Consider the following 18,917-nt stretch of genomic DNA (forward strand, 5'->3'; position numbering starts at 1 on the left):
CCATGGCGAGCAAAGCACCACGCGCCAGAGCCTACCAGCCGCGCAGGAACCCCACCACCCGCCGACGCAGGGACAAGCGCCAGCCTCAACCCGTCCCGACGCTGGCGGCCCTCTTGACGGTCATTCCGAGCCTGTCCCGCCCAGAGCTTGGGCGGCTGGTTCAACGGATGATCGATCGCATGGACGACATGGACAGCGATCCCGATCTTGAAGATGGAGACGTGGATTATTGCCTTGCGGGGGATGACGGATGCGGCGCGGTCGTGATCGACGGTCGCACCTATTGGGGATCGAGCGTCGAGGCGATCAACGACCTCTAGCGATTGCCATCATGGCAACACCTCCGCCCCGGTTCGGAAGGATCGGGGCGGAGGCATATCCACAACTTCTCACGCGGCGTTTAAGGCCTGCAATAATTGCCGGTGAGCGGCATCCCCTTTTACCGCGTCCACTTATTACCGACCCTCTGTATTAGACCTCTTGGTCTCGGGCACAGCAACGACTTCGGTCAGGGCGGCAATCACAAGGCACGCGCGCCAGCTTCGCGGCCTGTTCCATTCCATGTGGGTCACGTGCAATGGCCGCAACTATCAATCGAATTGCTGGCGTCGGCTTTGTCGTGCCTTGCTCAAGGTCCCGGATGGTAGAGTAGCCCAAGCCATACCGCGCAGCGAAAGCCCGCTGGCTCAATTTCAGGTCGCGGAAGCGCAGCATGAAGAGGTGACGGGCGAACCCCCTTTTGCCAAAGGCCGGATCGAAAATCATCCACCCAACTCCCACACCGGCACGAACTGCTGCGCCAGACAGTTCTCAAGATAGCCCTTCGCAAACCGGCTTGTCCGATCCGAGAAGGGCCAGCGGTAGGTTGCGCAATTGTCATCCATGGCAACGATCCGCCCGCCATCGAGACGCCGAATCAGGCCAGCGACAATGCCGCCCGCTGGATCGAAGCCGAATAGATCGATGGTCGACCAGCCCATCGCCGCCGCGCCCCTGCCGAAGTCCGCAATCAGGTTGTCGCAGTCGCGGACGATCCGCCGCCAGTGGTCAGGATCATAGCCGCCCAACGGCCTGTCAGGATCGAGGGAGGCAACGCCGCGCTCCCATTCTTCCAGCAGGAACACAGGACCATGCTTCATTTTTGGGTGTTCTTGGTGTTCTTTGTGTTCCTCTTTGTTTTTCAATGCTTTGCGTTCTTCGATTGGTGTTCCATTCCGTGTTCCAAGGTGTTCCGACTGGTGTTCCGGAACACCTGGAACACCTCGCGAAAAAGAAGGTGTTCCAGCGAAACCCACGGTTTTCTGCGGCGGAACACCGGGAACACCCGGAACACGCATATCTGGTAGGGAGTCGAGCCATTCGACCTTCATCATTCTTCTCCGAAGATGGCAGGGAGGACGATGTAGAAGCGCGATTTGCCGATGCCGGGGACAGTGACCGGGACCGAATACTTGCCCGCGCCATCGACGCCGAGGAAGCCGCGAGCAGCCAGCACGCGGGCCACCGATCCGGGGTCCATGCCTTGGCAGACTTCCCCTTTCCATGTCGCGGCCGGGATCAGATATTCCCGCCGCTCCATCGCATCGGCACGCCAGAAGCCTGCCCGGTTATAGATCGGCGCGGACGTGTCATCATGGACCGGCTGGAAGCGGGACATGCCATGCGAGATGAGAAAGGCGCGGACCTGATCGGTTGCCGCCTCATCCTCCGCCGCGCCGACGCCACCGCGAGCAGCGAGCCAAGCGGTGAATACCTTTTTCGCCGCATCGATCGACACGCCTTCACCCCATGGCAGCACGCCAAGGCGGGCGGCGGTTTCGCCAGCAGCAGCAATCAGGCCGAAGCGGCGGCAGGCCCGCGACACCTGACCGTTGCCGCCCTTCGGCATATTGTCGGCCACGAATGCATCAATGCCTTGGCGCACGCCCTGCGCGACCACATCAAGCCGACCAATGAGGCGCTCGACAAAGGCCGGTCCCGCCACCCCATAGGATTCGGCTGCACCCGCCTTGATGATCCGGGACAGGGCTTCGCCCGACGCTGCCCCATGCAGTGTTTCAAACAGGCCCAACCCTTCGCCCGCGTCCGCCTCGATGTCGAGAATGCGGACCTCCTGCCCAGCAGCGGATCGGCGGCCCCGGCCATCGGACTTTGCATGATCGCTCAGGCTGATCTCACCCGATGACAGGAAGAATGCGCGCCAGCGCTTCGCGGCCTTCGCCTCACCCGATTGCGAGGCGCGGGACTTGCCGGTCCCGTTCGCCAGCAGATAGGCCACGCTGCCCGCTTCCTTCGCGTCTAGCTGGGCCAGTTCGTCCAAGATCAACAGGGTTTCATTGGCCTGCTCCGCCAGCCCTTCCAGCCCGTTCTGGGTTGCGCGCCACTGGCGGACAAAGGAGGGCGGGCCCCATACCGACGCCGCCGCAAGGAGCGTGGTGGACTTGCCGATGGATGACGGACCCCGGAAATGGACGCCGCCACCTTCCTCTCCAATAGCGGCCAGCAGCGGCCCGACGAAGGCGGATGCGAGCGCCACGGCGATGCGGCTATTACCGACGCCATAGACTGCAACGGCTTGCTGCCACTGACCTAGATCCCCGCTCACCCGATATTCGTGATCGAGCGCCGCCGTGCCCTGATAGACCACAAGGTGCCCATCTTCCCCGATGGTGCGATCCGGCAGAGCAAAAGCGCCATCGGTCCATCCTACCCGCGTTACGGCACGGGCGCGGTCTTCGACCCGGATCGACGCAAGGAAGGTTTGTAGCGCATTGCGGTGGCTGGTTCTGGGGCTGACATAAAGCCCGCCGTCCAGCAGGGCGGAACGGACCTCGCGACCATCGCCGGCCATCAGCGAACGGGGCAGCGACCATTGATGCTCCACCCCGTCATCGTCGCGCCAGCGCAGGAGCAGGCCCCATGCCTGACTGTTGCGATCGCGGGTCTGGGCAATCACGCGCACCGGCCCCGCGATCTTCTCCGGACCTTCGCCGCCGTCGAAATAGAGGCCGTCAGGTTTGATATGATAGCCGCTGGGGAGTTTCGGCTCCCGCTTCGACCCGATGTTGATGGCGTCGGCCAGCGCCGCGTCATCCTTCATGTCCGCCATGTCCATGGCAGTTGCGACCTTAGCCATTATTGCTGTCCTCCCGAACCGGAAGCGCCACACGTCCACCAACTGCCTGAGCAGCGGCGCGGGCGGCTTCCAGCCCCACATTTGCTTTGATTGTCGGATGGTCGATCAGGTGCGCGTCATCGTCCGCGAGGATCACCAGATCGCAGTCAGGATAGGCGGCCTGCATCGCCAGCGCGGTTGCCGTCAGGTTCTTTGCGGAGAAGCCGACCGCCACCGCATGCCCCGTTGCCCGGCGTGCTGCGGCACAGGTGGCGAAGCCTTCCCCGACCATCACCACGGCGTCAGGCTGGCCGATCAGGCAGAACAGGCCCGCTTGCCTGCCGCCCTTCGCAAAGCGCTTCGAACCATCGGGCGCAATGGCCTGGAGGTTCCAAAGCGACCCGCCAGCATCGAACATCGGCACCAGCAGCCGATTGCCATCCTGCCGCAGCCCTTCACCCGACACCCGCTTGCGGACGAGATAGGGGTGGCTGGGATCGGCGCTTTTCGCATTGGCCCACCTGACCCGGCACTGTTCCGCCGCCTCGCCCTGTTCGGCCAGCTTGGCGACATCCCGCTTCGCCTTCTCTGCGCGGTAACGAGCGGCACGCTCCCGGCGCTCCTTTGGCGTCAGGCGTTCGACTGTGCCAGCGCGCCACCGTTCCGATATTTGCAGCCGATAATTGCCGAACGCCCCGGCTGGGGTGGCATCCATATGCAGGATCGCCCAGCCATTGCGCTTGCCCTTGCCGTCACCGTCGCATGCGAAGCGGATCAGGTCAGAGCCAAGGCGATCCGCGATAGGTTCGGCAGGACGCATCCCTGCCGCTTCCATGGCCGATAGGAAGGCCGCGACCGTATCTTGTTCCATTGGGGCGGAACGATAACGACGCGGCTCGCCGTGGGAAAATGCCCCCGTCATTCCACACCTCCCGCCATATGGGCCAGGATCGCATCAGGGATATAAACCTCTGCTTTCCCGTCCAATTCCTCGCGGTTCAGCCGGTGGGCGGCACCTATGGCCGCCTCCGCGCTGTTGAAGGTCGAGAAATATCCCCAACTGTCCCCGGAGCGGCTTTCGTGCCCAATCTCGAAATGCTGAGGGTTTCCCATCCAGATATGGATGGTCCCGCCCGCCGCAGGCTCTTGCGCTGCATCGGGACGGAAGAAGGCGACGACATCACCCATGGGCCGCCTCCATCTTCGGAGCCAGTTCCCGGATCACCCAGACCACCGCCCTCTTGCGGCTGGAGGGATTCACCCGGCGCTTGCCGCTATCGGCAATTAGTCCTTTCGCCTTCAGTTCCGAAAAGCGGGGCTGGACGGACACGCGACTTTCGGCAAGCAAATCCGCCGCCTCTTCCGGGGTCAGCCCATTGGTGCCACGGCCCTTCACCGCATCGAACACTCGACGCTGAAGGCCGCCCAGCCTCTCATTGATCGCTTCGGCTGCTTCCCGTCCCGTCTCCGCCGATCCCTTGAAGCCAGCATTGTTCGGATAGATATGGCCGGGAGAGGAATAGCCGCCTGCACGGCTTGCATGGAGTTCACGGTCGAACAGATCAGACATTTTCATCTCCCGCGACAGGAGGAAGCCCCGCCCGGTCCAGCAGCTTGGCAAGCCATTCAGCCTGCGCCGTGGTCATGGGCGTGGGATCGACGGCGAGTTGACCGAGGAAGGAACCAGCCTTCCGCGTCAGGCGCTCGCCGCTGTTCAGCAGCGCCAAGGCGGCTGCGCTATGGTCGATGAAGGGGGCCATCATGCCTCACCCCCTTCCGCTGTCTGGTCGATGACGGGCCAGCCATGAGCAGCGTGGCGGGCTTCGGCGCAGCGCTTGGCCACGCCGTGGTGGCGAAACTCAAGGCTGGGCCAAGAGACCGTGCGCGGCTCAAAGCTGACGATGAAGCGGCCACCGATCGCGGCCTTGCTGATGACGATCTGATCAGGCATGGCCAGCGCCTCCTTCACCGCGAAGGAATGCGCCAGCGGCGGCCGATGCTTCCCGTTCACGCTTCGCCATAACAACGAGCATGCCACCGATACCGGCCAGCATGGCAGCATCCTCAAGCCCGATCTTGCCGCGATGATCGGCAAGGAACTGCGCAAGTTGCTGGGCAGATTCGAGCCAGAAGCCCGACACATCCCAACCATCCGGAAGGACAATCTCATGCAGCATGATCGACAGCATTTCCGCCGCTTCGGGCGTGACCAACGGGGGATTAGACATCGCGTGCCTCCCCGAAGATTAGGGTAGCAATGACATTCGCCAGAGGCTCAGAGATATGGTGATGATCGACTAGCCGTTGCACTCGCCAGTCATGAACATTATCATTGGTGTTGCTGCTGTAATTGAAGTTCTGGAGGAGCCGCCCTGTGCCGGGGCGGCTTTTCTTTTTGGGCTTGTCCGGCAGCCTCGCCGTGGCCACCGCCATCAAGCTGCAACCTCGCTCGTGCTACTAAAGCGATTTGCATCCTTCCACGCCTCTATATCGGCGGGATCGTAAAGAACCTTGCCGCGACGGCCTGCATTGGTCTTGATGAATTTGGGACCGACGCCCTGACTGCGCCAATTCTCCAAGGTGCCTGCTGCCACCCCCACAAGGGGGGCGGCTTTGATGGTATCGAGTAGTTCGCTCATGTGTTCACCACACGCCCGGCGATGCGCTATGCATGGCCTTCCGTGGACGTGGATGAAGGTTCGCAGCCGAAAAATTGGCAGTCCAAATTGGCAAAATTGGCGGCTTGTGTTTTTCGCCAACTTATCTCGCCAACTTACTCTATCGTGTCGGACGCCCTTTTTTCTGCGTCCAATCGAGCGCATGGATGCGCCGCAGTTCACGAACGCGCGGGCGAGAAATACCCTGCGATCTTCCGGCCTTCTGATCTTCTTCTCGCGAGTAGCGTATGCCCAGACGGCGAGCCTCAGCGACCCGTTCGCGATACCATATCTCGGCGTCAACTTTAAATCTCAGCGGAGCGATAGTATGGTTGTTTCGGGCTTCGGCATCTGACGCGGAATTGCCTTGGCCCTTGCTTCCATGATTTTTTAGCTTCCACTGAAAAACAGGCCCGGTGATCGAACAATAGCGCTCAACTTCTGCCTTTCGAAACGCGACGGCCTGACCAATCAAGTCGCTTGCTGGAAGGTGATGGGGATAGATTTGCAGATCTATTCCGTAACGCGGATCAATCGGACGGGGCTGCCCAGGTAGGCGGTCAGGCAGCACCGGCCTTTCCATAGCTGACTGCAATTCTTCGGGGGCTTGCCGCCCCCAATAAAGCGCGGGCACCTGATACCAAGTCCGCGATGATGGCGAATGCACGTAAGCCGGCAAGTCATCTCCCCACATTGCCAGCAACAAGGTGCCAGCAGCCTGGTGGGCAGATAGTATTTGATCATCGAGCGACAGGCTGAATCGTGCGCCCTGTTCTGGCGCTCCGAATGCCAACCAGTCCACGGCCTCCTGTGGAAATAATGTAGCCCCGATCATCTGATCGGGAATTGCCAAGAACTGATCTGGCAAGCGCGCCTCCGCTGGCGATCCGCATTGGTGACAATGGCGCGGCGGGCTGGTGCGGAGCCAGCTTTTCGGCGGCCAAACCTAGCCGCGCCATCTGTCACGCTCGCGCAGTCGCGAGCGGAACAACATTCGTATGGTCAACTCCCGTTATCACGGCGTCAACATGGGCTGACCAAGCGTCCCATGCCGCACACTTCTCAGGCTCCCAGCTATGGCGCTGATAGACCTTCGCAACGCCTGTGCGACTGATGCCAGATTTATGGTTCAGCGCCGCCTCCACGACTTCGAAGCGGACGCCGAGGCGCTGCATGCCCGTGGCGACCGTGCGCCGCAGATCGTGGACGCGCCACGGTTCGATCTCCACCTTGTTGGAATCCTCGCCTGCGCGCTTCGCCTCTTCCTTGGCATCTTTGAGCATCTGAGCATCCAGCCGAGATTTGCCACGCGAATGACCAGATACCGCCGTCTCGCCGGTTGTGGTGAACACCAGTCCGCGCCGGGGCCATTTGTCGCCTTTCGCAAGCTGGTCCAGAATAGCGATAGCAGGGGCGGGGAGGTGGATCATGTGCGGCTCACCATTTTTTGCCCGCTCGCCCGGCAGCTTCCACTGTGCTGTAGCCCGGTGCAGTTCCTTCCAGTTCAGCCCCGCCGCCTCCTCCCGTCGCTGTCCGGTGAGAATAAGCAAATGGTAGAGGGGCCCGAAAGGATAGCCCAACTGCGCGGCGGCGCCCCACACTAGGCGCAGTTCTGCGTCCGATAGAACCCGGTCGCGATCCTTGGCCGTGGGTGGCGTCTCCATACCCTCAAGCGGGCTGCGCTCCAGATCGCCGCGCCCCACCGCCCAGCGGAAAAGGCGATGGATGACAGCGAACACATTGCGCCGAAGCGCTATCTTACCGGCAGGGAGCCGGTCAAAGACGTTCGTCACATCGGCACGCTTGATGGAGGGGAGGGGCTTCGTCTTCAATACCGGCTTGACGTGCAGCCGCAGGATGCCCTCCGCGAAGGCGTATGAGGCGACCCATTCATGCTGCACATAATCTTTGAGGAAGCGATCTGCGTAGGCATCGAAGGCGAGATCGATGGCAAGCCTGTTGCGCTCGGCCTTCTCCTCGTTCGGGTCGATTCCCTGACGCACCTTCGTCAATATGCGTTCCGCTTCCTCCCTCGCCTTTGCCGGAGTCCATGGATCGTGCGCGCCAATGGTATAGCGGCGAGTAGGGGAGCCGCGCCCGCCTGTGCGGTACTGCACGATATAGACCTTCTTGCCCGCAGGCGTGACCTTCAGCCCGAAGCCGCGCAACTCATCATCCCAGATGAACTGATCGCGCTCAGCTTTCTCCACCGCGTCGACAACCCGCTTCGTAATCTTGTTCTGCGCCATGATTGCTAGACCGCTCTAGTAAGCACCTAGCAATCACGATAGCAGGAACAAGCGTGAACAACAAGGAAACAGCGGGAACAAGGTTGACAGGATACTGCGGCGATTCGGCTATTAACCCCGCAGGCCGCCGTTGATGACCCTCAAATTCCTAATCTGAGGGCCGTGGGTTCGAATCCCGCCGGGTGCACCAAGGAAAACCGCCACTTTCTGCAAATTGCAGGAGGTGGCGTTTTTGCATCGGCAATCACATCCGTGCTCATTGGGCCTCCGTCAGTACAAATGTCCGTCCAAAGCATGAATCGCTTCTCAGGCAAAATAGGAAGCCCAAATCCCATAGGTCTCCAGAACACGCTGCGTTAAATTGGGCGCTGGTCGCGCGCTCCAGCTTTCTGTTGTCGCATCGCTTTAAGCCGAAAACCGGTTCCCACTTTTCTGCACGATGCTCTCCCCGGCGGGTTCAGGAAGCGACTCCCGTCGACATGAGGCGAGACGGGCCCTGCATCATGGCGATTGCGGGATCGCATGGATGGATCGTTCCTGACAGATCAGGCGTCTCTTGCCCAGGCGACGGCGTCGGCGCCGGCCGGCAGCACTGCCGGGCACTCCGGATCGGTCGCCGCGCGATAGACAGCGTCCGCCACATCCTGTCCGACCGTGACCGGACCGTTGGCGGCCTCCATGAGCGCGGCCAGCGTCTGCTGTGCATAATCGGCATAGGCCGCGGGGAAGCCGCCATCTTTCATCACCTGGCCCCGCGCCGTGTCGCCAAAGCTGGTCGAGGGCGCCATGCCGGGCATGACGATCCGCACCCTGATGCCGAACGGCGCAAGTTCGTGCGCGGCGGACTCGGTGAGCGCATTCATGGCCGCCTTGCTGGCGCGATAGACCGAGAGCAGCGGCAACGGCTTGTAGAGCGAACTGGAGCTGACGTTCACGATCACGCCCGCGCGCCGCGCCCGCATTCCCGGCAACACCGCCTGCATCATCGCGATCGCGCCGAACAGGTTGGTCTCGAAGATGGCGCGCACCGTTTCCAGGGGGGTGCCCTCTACGGCATTGAGCCAGCCCACCCCGGCATTGTTCACCAGCACGTCGACCGGCCCCGCCTCCGCGACCGCCGCGGCGATGCTGCCCATATCCGTGACGTCGAGCGGCAATATGCGCAACCGGTCGGAGGCGGGCAGGGTGCTGGCTGCGGGATCGCGCATAGTGGCGACGACATTCCAGCCCTGGTTCAGGAAATGGAGGGCGGTGTCACGGCCGAAGCCGGTCGAACAGCCGGTGATGAGGACAGTGTTCATCGTGAAGCTCCTTGCGGGCGATCGTTGGAGCATTATAGATATGAACGATCCTTCAGTTTCGGTATTCGCATATGAACCGCCCACCGCCAGCCTTGCTGAAACCTCGCAAAGCGCCGCAACAGGCGCGCTCCGCAGTGACTATCGAGGCGATTCACGTCGCGACCATTCAGGTTTTGCTCGCGGGCGGCGTGGGGCGGCTCACCACCACCCGTGTGGCGGCGCGCGCCGGCGTCTCCGTGGGGACGATGTACCAATATTATCCGCACAAGCAGGCGCTGCTCTTCGCCCTCGTTCAGCGGCAGTTCGACCTGATCGATACGGCGATGCGGGATGCGGCGGCGCGGCTGGCGGGATCGGACCTTGGGACGGTCGCGCACGGGTTGGCCACGGCATGGCTGGACGCGAAGATGGCTGACATGGTCGCCTCCCGCGCCATCTATGGCATCGCCGCCGAGTTCGACCTGTCGGAAATGATGAGCCGGGCGGCGCAACGCATGACGCAGGTGATCGATACGCTGCTCGCCAATGCCCCGGATGCGCGGTTCGCCGACCGATCTTCTGCCGCCTTCATGCTCGCGGCCCTTCTGGGCGGCTCGGTGCGGGTCGTCATGGAGGCTGAGCCATCCGAAGAGAATTTCGCCCGGCTGCGCTGTGAATTGCCCCGAGCTTGCCACGCCTATCTCGTGGCCGCGAGTAATGGCGCCTTGGCATAGACATGCCGGTCATGAAGATCCGATCATGAAGATTCGACAGGGGCGCTAAACGACCGATCTGGGGTCGATGACCGAACTGGCAGGGCGCCCAAGACGCTCGACCTGCTGGTACTGCCATGTTCATATTGGAACTTTCATCCGTTTCGGGCGGCGGGTCGTGGCGTCATCCCCTCATTCGCGTGCAGCCGGCGGCGTGACGCTGCCTTCACGTTCGCCATAGGGTGAGCATCATGACCGTTATGAGGGCGCTTGGCTGAAGCGGTGCGTCCGAATTCAGGGAGGGGCCCGCCAAAGACCGGTTGCGCATCATCGCTCTTCCACGGATGGATGGAGGTTCAGCGAACAGGAGGCTTCGGCATGGGCGTCTTAGCATATTGCACAGTTGGTTCGAACGATCTCGCCGGTGCAAAGGCCTTCTATGACGCGCTGCTTGCGGTGGTCGGGCTTGCGCCTTTGTTCGAGCATCCATCTGGAGGTCGTGTGTACGGGCGAGATGGTTCCTTCAGCTTCGCGGTCCTTGGGCCCTATGACGGGCAGCCAGCAACGGTGGGGAATGGATCGATGGTCGCCTTCTGCTTTGATCGGCGCGAGGAGGTGGACGCTTTTCATCAGCGCGCCCTCGCATTGGGTGGCGCAACCGAGGGCGGACCCCATGTGCGCGGCCCGGGATGGTACTTCGCCTACTGCCGCGACCTCGATGGCAATAAGCTGTGCGCCTATTGCCTTGAGCCTTAGGCTTTCCATGCTCGCCGGCACCCGGGTCAGGCCGGTCCCGCCGCCTCGCGGATTAGATCCGCAACGGCGCGGGGGTGGGAGATCAGCGACACATGGCTCGACTTCAGCTCGATCGTCTTTGCGTTCATGCGCTTCGCCATGAAGCGCTGGAGGTTGGGGTCGATCGTGCGATCTTCCGTCGAGACCGCATAATAGCTGGGCTTGCTGCGCCACGCCGCGTTCGTCGTGCGGCCCGCGAGCAGTTCCCTGTGGAACGGCCACTGGACGGCAAAGAGCGCCCGCGCCCTGGCCTCCGGAAGGTCGCCCGCGAAATCGCGGAGGAAGGCCGCTTCGGTCAATCGCCCCTCATCCCCGTCGAAGACGATGCCGGCGCTGGCCGGCGGCGTCGGAAATGTCTTCGCCAGCGCGCCATAATCCTCGCCCGCATCGGGCGCGCGGGCGGCGACATAGACGAGGGCGGAGACATGGGGGTGCATGCCCGCTTCGGTGACGATCATCCCGGAAAAGCTGTGCCCGGCGAGGACGGTCGGCCCATCCTGACGATCCAGCACGCGCCGCGCCGCAGTCACCGCATCGGGCAATGTCGTCAGCGGGTTCTGGACTGCGGTGACGTTGAGCCCGTGGGCCTGCAACAGGGGGATCACCTCCGACCAGGACGAGCCATCGGCGAACAGGCCGTGCACCAGCACGACGTTGCGCGCCTTCGTCTTTGCGACGGTCTGGGCGAATGCGTTGGCGGAGGCGGCGACGGCTCCGGCGATAAGGGCGGTCTGCATGAATGTACGACGATCGACGGTCACTATGCCGTTCCTTTCTGGAAATGGGGTCATCGTGCAACTTGTGCTGCTTCCGGGGCCGGCTGAATGGCGCACATTCTGGTTGTGGAAGCCGGAAAGAAGGAAACGGCCTTGAAGCACTATGCCGATCGGCCGCCGATGGAAAGACGCATGCTTGTGTAACGGCTTCCTTGTGGAGCAGGCGCGGCAGTGCCGGACGCGGCCAGCGCTCTTGAACGCCATGGCGCGGGCCCGGTTCGCGGGGCGACCGCAACATTGCATGTCGCGCCTTTACAGCCCCTTTGGGCTCAGGACCCATTACTTCGAGGCGCCATTTCGGCGTCCCGCGGGAATTTGACCAAAATGGCCCAGTGCTGCGTCGGCAGGCTGGAAATATCGACATATTCCTGCGCCTCGCCTTCTTGCCCTGAGCCATTTTGCCTCAAACCTCGACCCCGCCAGTAATAGGTCCTGAGCCTAGATAACGCCCCCAGACGCTGTCGGCCATATAGTCGGTGAAGTGGCGGTCATTGCCGCCGCTGGCATACATGAAGTTCAGATAATCGTCGGCATAGCGCCGGTCGTTCAGCCAGCGCCCCTCCGCCAGATGAAAGCCGGTGGCGTCGTTCAGGCTGGCATAGGGTGCCGCTGCCAGTCGACATCGTCCAGGAATTCGGTGGAGATGAAGCCTTCTTCCCCCAGGTCGCGCTGATGCGCGGGGAAGAGGGACCAGCGATAATAATAGACGGCGTCTATCCGGGGATCGGCGGACTCGAAGAAGGGAATGCGCTGTTCGTACCAGGGGGCATCGTTGCCGAAGCGCTGCACGGCGATGTGGTGCCTGTCCATCCCCGGCCGCGACGGGGGCGGGGAAGCGGCGGCCGCCCCCAACAGCGCCGCGCCCGCCAGCAGGACCTTCATCGAAGCATGCATCTCTCACCCTCCCATGACCGCAAAGGATATGGCGGCCGGCCCGGGAATGGAGAGGGGTCCCGGACCGGCCGCCATGGAAATGGGATGCGGTGAGGAGACACCGCATCCCATCGGGCACTCACTTGAAGGTGTAGCGGACGCCGAGCGCGAAGGTGCGCGCCAGCAGGGTCGTGCCAAGATTATATTGCTCGGGACCGCCGACATCCTCGAACTTGTAATAGGTCTGCTGCTTGGACTTGGTGAGGTTCACCGCGTCGAAAGTCACGCCCAGACGGTCGTTGACATTCCAGGTGAGCTGGAAGTCCAGGCTCTTTTCCGGGTTGCGCCAAACGCCGATCGGGTTGGCGAACAGGCGGGCTTCGTTGTTCGCCAGGAACTCCTTGCGCCAGATATAGGACAGGCGCGCGCCGATCGGGCCGTTGTCATAGGCGAGCGTGGCGTTGTAGCTGAGGTCCGACACGCCGAAGAAGGACGAGGTCGCCTGACCTGTGACATTGCCCGCAGCATCCGTCTGCGGAATGTTCTGCTTGGAATCCAGCACCGTCACGCTGCCCACGAAGCCCAGGCCGTCCAGCGGACCCGGCAGATAGCTCGGGAAATAGGTGAGCCCCAGTTCCAGGCCCTTGAGCACGCCGTTGGAGGCGTTGACCGGCCGGGTGATGGCGAAATTGTTCGTCGCGCCCGCGACGATGCCGTTGTTGGGGATGAATTCCATCACCGTCAGCGGCACCACCAGCCCGTTGATCTCGCGGCGGAAGCCCGTCAGCGTGATCGCGCTGTTGCGTTCGAAATACCATTCGATCGCGGCGTCGAAATTCTTCGAATGGGTGGGCTTCAGCGTCGCCGTGCCCGCCGTGCCGCTGCCATAGCCGACATTGGTGAGGTCGCCGGTCAGCGAATAATTGGGGTTGATGTCGCTGAAGTTCGGGCGTCGCAGCGTTTCGCCATAGTTGAAGCGCAGGCGCAGATTGTCCAAAATCTCGTAGCGCGCGGTGAAGCTGGGCAGGAAGCGATCCGAACCCGAAGAGACGCGGGTCTGCGCGCCGCCATTGTAGCGGTCGAAGAAATTATAGTCGGTGTCGACCGTGACGTAGCGGACACCGGCCTGCAGCTTCAGCGGGCGGCCGAAGATCGACAGTTCGCCATCGGCCTGCACATAGGCGGCGATGGTGCTTTCATCGATGTCGAACACCCTCTGGAGCGAGAGCTGGTCGGATGTCCTGAGGCCGTAGAGGCCGCGCACCGTGTCCGCATTGTCGTGAAGCCAGTAGCCGTTCGCGAGCGTCCAGCTCGTCGGCACGTCGGCGCGGCCCTGGTAGAAGTCCGAATTGGTGAAGGCGGCGCCTTCGCCCAGCCCCGCCAGCGTGGTCGCGGCCAGCGGCGCGCCGGCGTCCTGGGTGCGCACGGCGGTCGACGCCTTGCGCTGGTCGATGCGGATGCCTGCCTTGATCTGGCGCAGGAAGCCCTCGTCCCAGGTGTAATAGCCGTCGAGCGTGCCGGTGATGGCGCTGCCCTTGTCCCGGTTCGCATTGTCGTAGAGCTGTGCGACGTTCCAGATGCCGGTGTCGTTCAGCAGGCTGTCGTCACTGAAATGATAGGACGGTATGCCGCCCCCGGCATTGAAATCCGTGGTGATCTGGCTGGCGACGCGGTCCGTGCGCATCGCGATGAAGGAGGTCTTCACCTTGCTGGTTTGATAGGCGATGTCGCCGACGATCTTGCCGCGGTCGCCCAGATCCCACTTGCCGTTCAGCGCATAGACGAAGCTGTCGGTCGAGGTCTTGGTGAAGTCGCCGCTGTTGAAGCCGTAGACATTGTTGGCGACGCGCGACTTGACGATGTTGGTGCCGTCATAGAGCGTCGGCGCCTGCGGATTGTCCCAGAAGTCGACGAAGCTGAACTGCAGGCTGTTGAAGGTCTCGCCCCGGAAGCCGGCGTAGAAGACCTCGGCCGTATAGACCGAGCTGCTGTTGGGCGCCCATTGCAGCGCGACATTGAAGGACGGACGTTCCCGCTTGCCGTAAAGGTCGGAGCTGAACACCGCGTCGCGCGACAGATAATAGGGGGTTTCGACGCCGTTGACGAGCATGGTGGAGCCGGTCGCGGTGGGCAGGCCGCGGTCCAGGCCGGGGTCCCACGCGCCGAGGGCGGGTGCGACGACGAACTGGCCGGTGATCGGATCGCGCCCGGCGGGGAAGATGCGCTGGAAAGGCGTCAGGCCGGTGCCCGTCGCCGGGTTCATCGTCGCGAACGGCACGAAGGCGCCCGCCGTCACGGTCTGGTCGCGATATTTGGTTCGGCTGTAGCTGCCGTTCACCAGCAGGCCGATGTCGCCGATGCCCGTTTCCCAGCGGTCGCTGACCAGCAGCGCGACGTTCGGGTTATAGCTGTCGGCCTGTTCATTGTAGATGCCGCGGGCAAGGCCGGAAATGGCGAAGCCGTCGAAGTCGAAGGGACGACGGGTTTCGACATTGACCTGTCCGGCAAGGCCGGTCTCGATCTGGTCGGCGGAGCGGGTCTTGAACACATCGACGCGCTTGACGAGGTTGGCGGACACGTCCTGCAACGCGAAAGCCTGGCCGGCGGCGGTGAAGATGTTGCGTCCGTTGAGCGTGGTCAGCGCATCGGGCAGCCCGCGGATGGAGATCGCCGCCGCTTCGCCGCCGGTGCGGTTGGTCACCTGGATGCCGGTGACGCGCTGGAGCGCTTCGACGACGTTGTTGTCCGGCAGCTTGCCGACATCCTCCGCGACGATCGAGTCGACGATCTGGGTCGATTCCTTGCGGACGTTGAGCGCGCCCACGATCGAGGCGCGGACGCCCGTGACGATGATGTCGTTGGCCTCTTCATCCTGCGGCGCTGCTGCGGATTGGGCATGGGCCGTGCCCGCCAACATGAGCGCGAGCAGGGATGCAGACGTGAAAGCGAGCGGCTTCAAAGCCATGTTTGATCCTCCCCTTGGAGATGCGAGCGCTTGGGCGCCATGAATTACTCGGACTAATTATTTCTCGGAGTAATAGAAGGCAAGAGGGAATTTGCACTGCCGTTCACGAAAAAATTTTCCCTAGTGACAAATATGTCTCATCCGAAAAACCGGCGCTTTTCTGCCGTTTCCGGCGAAAAGAAAAAGCCGCCTCCGAAATGGGGAGGCGGCTTTTAATCCTTTTATTTGTCAGACTTGGGGGCTGGGTTTCAGTCCGCGATCCACCGTGCCGTAGCGTCGTGGCTGCCCGCAAGGCGGATCTCCTTCCCGACCGCCGCAAGCGCCTTGCCCGTGACCGCGATGGACACGAAGCGGACCGTGTTCGACCTGTCGTCGGAGAATCGGACGAACTGGCTGCGCATGGCGAAATCGGCGCTGCGATCATCGCGGGCGAGGGTGACGGAGCCGTCCTTGCCGGCCAAAAGATAATGGTCTGGCAGCAGAATGGGGGAAAGCATGATGCTCTGCGGCCCGGCGCGTCCGGCGGTCTGGCGGAACTGGGTCGCGGGCAGCGAAGGATTGCCGGCGATCAGGCGGGTGCCGTCATGGGCCAGCAGCGCGCTGGGATCGACGGCGGAGGCGAAACGCTCTGGCAGCGGGCCGTTGCCGACGGGCACGCCGAAGTCGGGCGTGCCGTCCGCCTTGTAATAGAGGCGCTGGACGCGCGTATGGCGGTCCGGATTGAACAGCGGGTCGCCCTTGATCGCTTCATAGTCGCGGCCATGATAGACCAATATGTCGCGGCCCTTCTCATCCACGGTGAAGCTGTTGTGGCCCGGCCCGTACACGCTGGTCTCCGGGCAGCTGGTGAAGACCGGCTGCTGCGATTTCACCCAGGCATCGGGGTCCATGATGTCCGCATCCTCCGGCGCGGTCAGCAGGCCCAGGCAATAGCGCGCGTCGGTGGCGCTGGCCGAATAGGTCATGAACAGCCGGCCGTTGCGGTGAAGGACGGCGGGCGCCTCCGCCACCTTGTAGCCGCCTGTTTCCCAGTCGAGCGTCGGGATCGTGAGGCGCGTCGCCCTGGCCGCCAGCTTCAGCGGCGACGCCAGCGGGGCGATATAGAGGTTGGAATTGGTCTCGATCCCCGGTTCGCGCTGGGCCCAGGCGAAGTAGCGCCTGCCCTTGTGCACGAAGCTGGTGGAATCGAGGTTGAAGCTGTCCCACGGCGCCTGGAACTGGCCGAGCAGCTTCCATCGGCCGGTCATCGGATCGGGACCGTCGCAGACGATGGCATAGGTGCGGATGCGGAACACGTCCTCGCCGCCGCCGCTGGGGCCTGCGGCGAAATACATGGTCCAGCGCCCGTCGATCTGGTGCAGTTCGGGCGCCCAGATGAAGCCGGACAGCGGGCCTGTCTTCTCATGCCGCCAAAGGACGGCTTCCTCCGCGGTGGCGAGGCCCGCCAGCGTCTTGGACCGGCGCAGGACCAGCCGGTCATATTCGGGGACGGAACCGGTGAGGTAATAATGGCCGTCCTCATGACGGAAGACCTGCGCGTCCGCGCGTTGCTTGACCAACGGGTTGAGGGGGGCGGGGGCAGGGACTTCGGCCTTGGTGCGCGCGATCAGCGGCGTTGCCGACAGTGCGGCTGTCCCGGCAAGGAACAGGCGGCGATCGATTGGATTCATGAAAAGCTCTCCTCTTGGGTCGCCCTTGCCCTTCCCACCGCCCTTGGGGGCGGACCCCCTCTCTCCCGGCGGGAGAGGGAGGGAGACGCGAAGCGCCGGAAGGGGGGAGGGCGACGGGGTCAATATTCAGCCACCGGCCAGCCGTCCGCGCCCCAGCGGACCGGCGCGATCCGCAGGGTGGGGGCGCCGTTCGCCTGCTTGTCATAGGCATGATAGACGACATAGTCCGTACCGTCCCGGTCGTGCAGCCAGCCCGCATGGCCCGGCCCGCGCCAGCGTTGCTGCTCCTGAAGGTCGGCGCGCAGGAAGATGGTGCCGCCGCCCTGCATCATCGAACTGCCGTCCTTGCCCAGATAGGGGCCGGTGATCGCCCTGGACCGGCCGATCACCGTATAATAGGTGCTGTTCACGCCCTTGCAGCAATAATCATAGGACGCCATCAGCCAGTAATAGCCGCCATGGTCGACGATGAAGGGCGCCTCCACCGGGGCCGGGCCGCCTGTGGGCGCGGGGCGGCGGGCGATGGCATGGGGTTTCGCCTTGGGGTCCTTGGGTTTGCCGGTTTTCGGGTCCAGCGCGAACAGCTTGATGCCTGTCCAGAAGCTGCCCAGCGCCAGCCAGTGGCGACCCTCCCGGTCAACGATGAAATTGGGATCGATGGCGTTGAAGTCGTCCGTGCTGGTCGACATCACCACCAGCCCTTCGTCGCGCCAGCCGTAATTCTTCGCCTTGGGATCGAGCGTCGGGCTGGTCGCCAGCCCGATGGCCGAGCGGTTGGAGCCGAAGGTGGAGACGGAATAATAAAGCCGGTAGCGGCCGTTCACGAAGCTGATGTCGGGCGCCCACATGCCGTTGCTGCCGGGGATCGCCTTCGTCGCCCAGCCGGGCAGGGCGGTGAAGACGGGATCGCCGGCGGTCCAGTGGACCAGGTCCTTCGACGTGCGCGTTTCGATCAGGCGCTGGCCGTGGCCGGTGCTGAAGACATGATAGCTGTCGCCTTCGCGGATGATGACCGGATCGTGGGTCGGCGTCAGGTCGCCGGTCAGGCGGCTGTTGAGGGTGACGGCGGGTTGCTGGGCCCAGGCCTGGCCAGCAGCCGCCAGCAGCGCGAGGCCCATGAGTTTCATGATAATCTGCCGCGCCATATAGGCTCTCTCCGATAATGGTTCCGGGCGCAACGTGCTTCTGCGCAGGAACACGGCACAGCTAAGAGGATGGAGCGGACGGCGATTCCACCCTCCGTCCGCTCCAAGGGCTTCATTGCAGGTCGAGCACGACCACGGACCGGGGCGGCAGCGCCACCGTCAGCGTGCCGCCGCTCACCTGCGCGCCGGTGAAGGCGGCGGGCTTCACCACCTCCGGCGCGTCGAAGCTGTTGTGCGAATTGATCGCGGGAGCAGTCAGGATGCGGCCCGACACATTGGCCGCGTTCAACCCGTCCAGCTTCACCGTCACCATATTGGTCTGGCTGGGATCGAGATTGGAAAGGCCGACATGGACCTTGCCGTCCCTGGCCCGCACCGCCGATCCGCTGACCGCCGGCATGACGAACCTGTCCTTGTTGTACCAGGGCGTGTCNTTGGAAAGGCCGACATGGACCTTGCCGTCCCTGGCCCGCACCGCCGATCCGCTGACCGCCGGCATGACGAACCTGTCCTTGTTGTACCAGGGCGTGTCGATGTCGATCGGCAGCACCGTCGCRTCCTGCCAGGGCTTGTACATTTCGAAGACATGATAGGTGGGGGTGAGCACCATCTTCCTGCCTTCGGTCAGGATCATCGCCTGCAACACATTCACCATCTGCGCGATGGCGCTCATGCGCAC

General features: G+C 63.1%; 22 protein-coding genes. 3 read left to right on the forward strand and 19 right to left on the reverse strand.

What is annotated here, in order from left to right:
* Positions 1 to 2 precede the first annotated feature (2 nt).
* Entirely contained in the window at positions 3 to 320 is a 318-nt protein-coding gene (locus A0J57_RS25870) for a hypothetical protein (protein WP_153017834.1), read from the forward strand.
* 151 nt (positions 321 to 471) lie between these two features.
* Here the strand turns inward: A0J57_RS25870 and A0J57_RS27360 are convergent, their stop codons facing one another.
* The 13 genes from A0J57_RS27360 to A0J57_RS05500 all read right to left on the reverse strand — a co-directional run bounded on the left by A0J57_RS27360 (position 472) and on the right by A0J57_RS05500 (position 9,322).
* The gene (locus tag A0J57_RS27360; RefSeq protein WP_062017046.1) at positions 472 to 765 is read right to left on the reverse strand and encodes a DNA-binding transcriptional regulator; all 294 of its coding nucleotides are present in this window, start codon (positions 763 to 765) and stop codon (positions 472 to 474) included.
* Positions 762 to 1,373: a hypothetical protein gene (locus A0J57_RS25875; RefSeq protein WP_153017833.1), complete on the reverse strand. Its 612-nt coding sequence runs from the start codon at positions 1,371 to 1,373 to the stop codon at positions 762 to 764. The genes A0J57_RS27360 and A0J57_RS25875 overlap by 4 nt, the downstream gene beginning before the upstream one ends.
* A complete protein-coding gene (locus tag A0J57_RS05450; RefSeq protein WP_158298510.1) occupies positions 1,370 to 3,136 on the reverse strand; it encodes a DUF927 domain-containing protein in 1,767 nt (588 codons plus the stop codon). The genes A0J57_RS25875 and A0J57_RS05450 overlap by 4 nt, the downstream gene beginning before the upstream one ends.
* Positions 3,129 to 3,935, reverse strand: a complete 807-nt coding sequence (locus A0J57_RS05455; protein ID WP_235600797.1) for a toprim domain-containing protein — start codon at positions 3,933 to 3,935, stop codon at positions 3,129 to 3,131. The genes A0J57_RS05450 and A0J57_RS05455 overlap by 8 nt, the downstream gene beginning before the upstream one ends.
* A gap of 98 nt (positions 3,936 to 4,033) precedes the next feature.
* Positions 4,034 to 4,303 carry a hypothetical protein gene (locus A0J57_RS05460; RefSeq protein ID WP_061937253.1) on the reverse strand — a complete coding sequence of 90 codons (270 nt, stop codon included), beginning with the start codon at positions 4,301 to 4,303 and terminating at the stop codon, positions 4,034 to 4,036.
* On the reverse strand, positions 4,296 to 4,685 hold the full coding sequence (locus tag A0J57_RS05465) for a hypothetical protein (protein WP_061937250.1): 390 nt from the start codon (positions 4,683 to 4,685) through the stop codon (positions 4,296 to 4,298). Before A0J57_RS05465 ends, A0J57_RS05460 begins: the two co-directional genes overlap by 8 nt.
* Entirely contained in the window at positions 4,678 to 4,878 is a 201-nt protein-coding gene (locus A0J57_RS05470) for a hypothetical protein (RefSeq protein WP_201030925.1), read from the reverse strand. The genes A0J57_RS05465 and A0J57_RS05470 overlap by 8 nt, the downstream gene beginning before the upstream one ends.
* Positions 4,875 to 5,066, reverse strand: coding sequence for a hypothetical protein (locus A0J57_RS05475; RefSeq protein ID WP_061937247.1), 192 nt, complete (start codon positions 5,064 to 5,066; stop codon positions 4,875 to 4,877). The genes A0J57_RS05470 and A0J57_RS05475 overlap by 4 nt, the downstream gene beginning before the upstream one ends.
* Positions 5,059 to 5,304: a hypothetical protein gene (locus A0J57_RS05480; protein ID WP_153017832.1), complete on the reverse strand. Its 246-nt coding sequence runs from the start codon at positions 5,302 to 5,304 to the stop codon at positions 5,059 to 5,061. The genes A0J57_RS05475 and A0J57_RS05480 overlap by 8 nt, the downstream gene beginning before the upstream one ends.
* A 243-nt stretch (positions 5,305 to 5,547) precedes the next feature.
* Complete coding sequence (locus tag A0J57_RS25880; protein WP_076605727.1) at positions 5,548 to 5,754, reverse strand: AlpA family transcriptional regulator; 207 nt, start codon at positions 5,752 to 5,754, stop codon at positions 5,548 to 5,550.
* A 139-nt stretch (positions 5,755 to 5,893) separates the two neighbouring features.
* Entirely contained in the window at positions 5,894 to 6,640 is a 747-nt protein-coding gene (locus tag A0J57_RS25885; protein WP_153017831.1) for a hypothetical protein, read from the reverse strand.
* A gap of 94 nt (positions 6,641 to 6,734) precedes the next feature.
* A complete protein-coding gene (locus A0J57_RS05495) occupies positions 6,735 to 8,021 on the reverse strand; it encodes an integrase family protein (RefSeq protein ID WP_061937238.1) in 1,287 nt (428 codons plus the stop codon).
* Between the two features lie 545 nt (positions 8,022 to 8,566).
* On the reverse strand, positions 8,567 to 9,322 hold the full coding sequence (locus A0J57_RS05500; protein WP_061937235.1) for an SDR family oxidoreductase: 756 nt from the start codon (positions 9,320 to 9,322) through the stop codon (positions 8,567 to 8,569).
* A 134-nt stretch (positions 9,323 to 9,456) separates the two neighbouring features.
* Between A0J57_RS05500 and A0J57_RS05505 the strand changes: the two genes are divergently transcribed.
* The gene (locus A0J57_RS05505; RefSeq protein WP_061937232.1) at positions 9,457 to 10,035 is read left to right on the forward strand and encodes a TetR/AcrR family transcriptional regulator; all 579 of its coding nucleotides are present in this window, start codon (positions 9,457 to 9,459) and stop codon (positions 10,033 to 10,035) included.
* A gap of 357 nt (positions 10,036 to 10,392) precedes the next feature.
* Complete coding sequence (locus A0J57_RS05510; protein WP_061937229.1) at positions 10,393 to 10,770, forward strand: VOC family protein; 378 nt, start codon at positions 10,393 to 10,395, stop codon at positions 10,768 to 10,770.
* A gap of 26 nt (positions 10,771 to 10,796) precedes the next feature.
* Here the strand turns inward: A0J57_RS05510 and A0J57_RS05515 are convergent, their stop codons facing one another.
* The 6 genes from A0J57_RS05515 to A0J57_RS05540 form a co-directional block, all read right to left on the reverse strand.
* Positions 10,797 to 11,570, reverse strand: a complete 774-nt coding sequence (locus tag A0J57_RS05515) for an alpha/beta fold hydrolase (protein ID WP_061937226.1) — start codon at positions 11,568 to 11,570, stop codon at positions 10,797 to 10,799.
* 603 nt (positions 11,571 to 12,173) lie between these two features.
* Positions 12,174 to 12,479, reverse strand: coding sequence for a hypothetical protein (locus A0J57_RS25185; RefSeq protein ID WP_061937223.1), 306 nt, complete (start codon positions 12,477 to 12,479; stop codon positions 12,174 to 12,176).
* 118 nt (positions 12,480 to 12,597) lie between these two features.
* Positions 12,598 to 15,423 carry a TonB-dependent receptor gene (locus A0J57_RS05525; RefSeq protein WP_061937220.1) on the reverse strand — a complete coding sequence of 942 codons (2,826 nt, stop codon included), beginning with the start codon at positions 15,421 to 15,423 and terminating at the stop codon, positions 12,598 to 12,600.
* A gap of 248 nt (positions 15,424 to 15,671) precedes the next feature.
* Positions 15,672 to 17,093 carry a family 43 glycosylhydrolase gene (locus A0J57_RS05530; RefSeq protein ID WP_061937217.1) on the reverse strand — a complete coding sequence of 474 codons (1,422 nt, stop codon included), beginning with the start codon at positions 17,091 to 17,093 and terminating at the stop codon, positions 15,672 to 15,674.
* Positions 17,094 to 17,212: 119 nt separating this feature from the next.
* Positions 17,213 to 18,220 carry an arabinan endo-1,5-alpha-L-arabinosidase gene (locus tag A0J57_RS05535; RefSeq protein ID WP_173664345.1) on the reverse strand — a complete coding sequence of 336 codons (1,008 nt, stop codon included), beginning with the start codon at positions 18,218 to 18,220 and terminating at the stop codon, positions 17,213 to 17,215.
* Between the two features lie 130 nt (positions 18,221 to 18,350).
* The coding region (locus A0J57_RS05540; protein ID WP_328587032.1) for an alpha-L-arabinofuranosidase C-terminal domain-containing protein at positions 18,351 to 18,917 on the reverse strand (567 nt) is incomplete at its 5' end.

Source organism: Sphingobium sp. 22B (assembly GCF_001580035.1).
GTDB classification, from domain to species: domain Bacteria; phylum Pseudomonadota; class Alphaproteobacteria; order Sphingomonadales; family Sphingomonadaceae; genus Sphingobium; species Sphingobium fuliginis.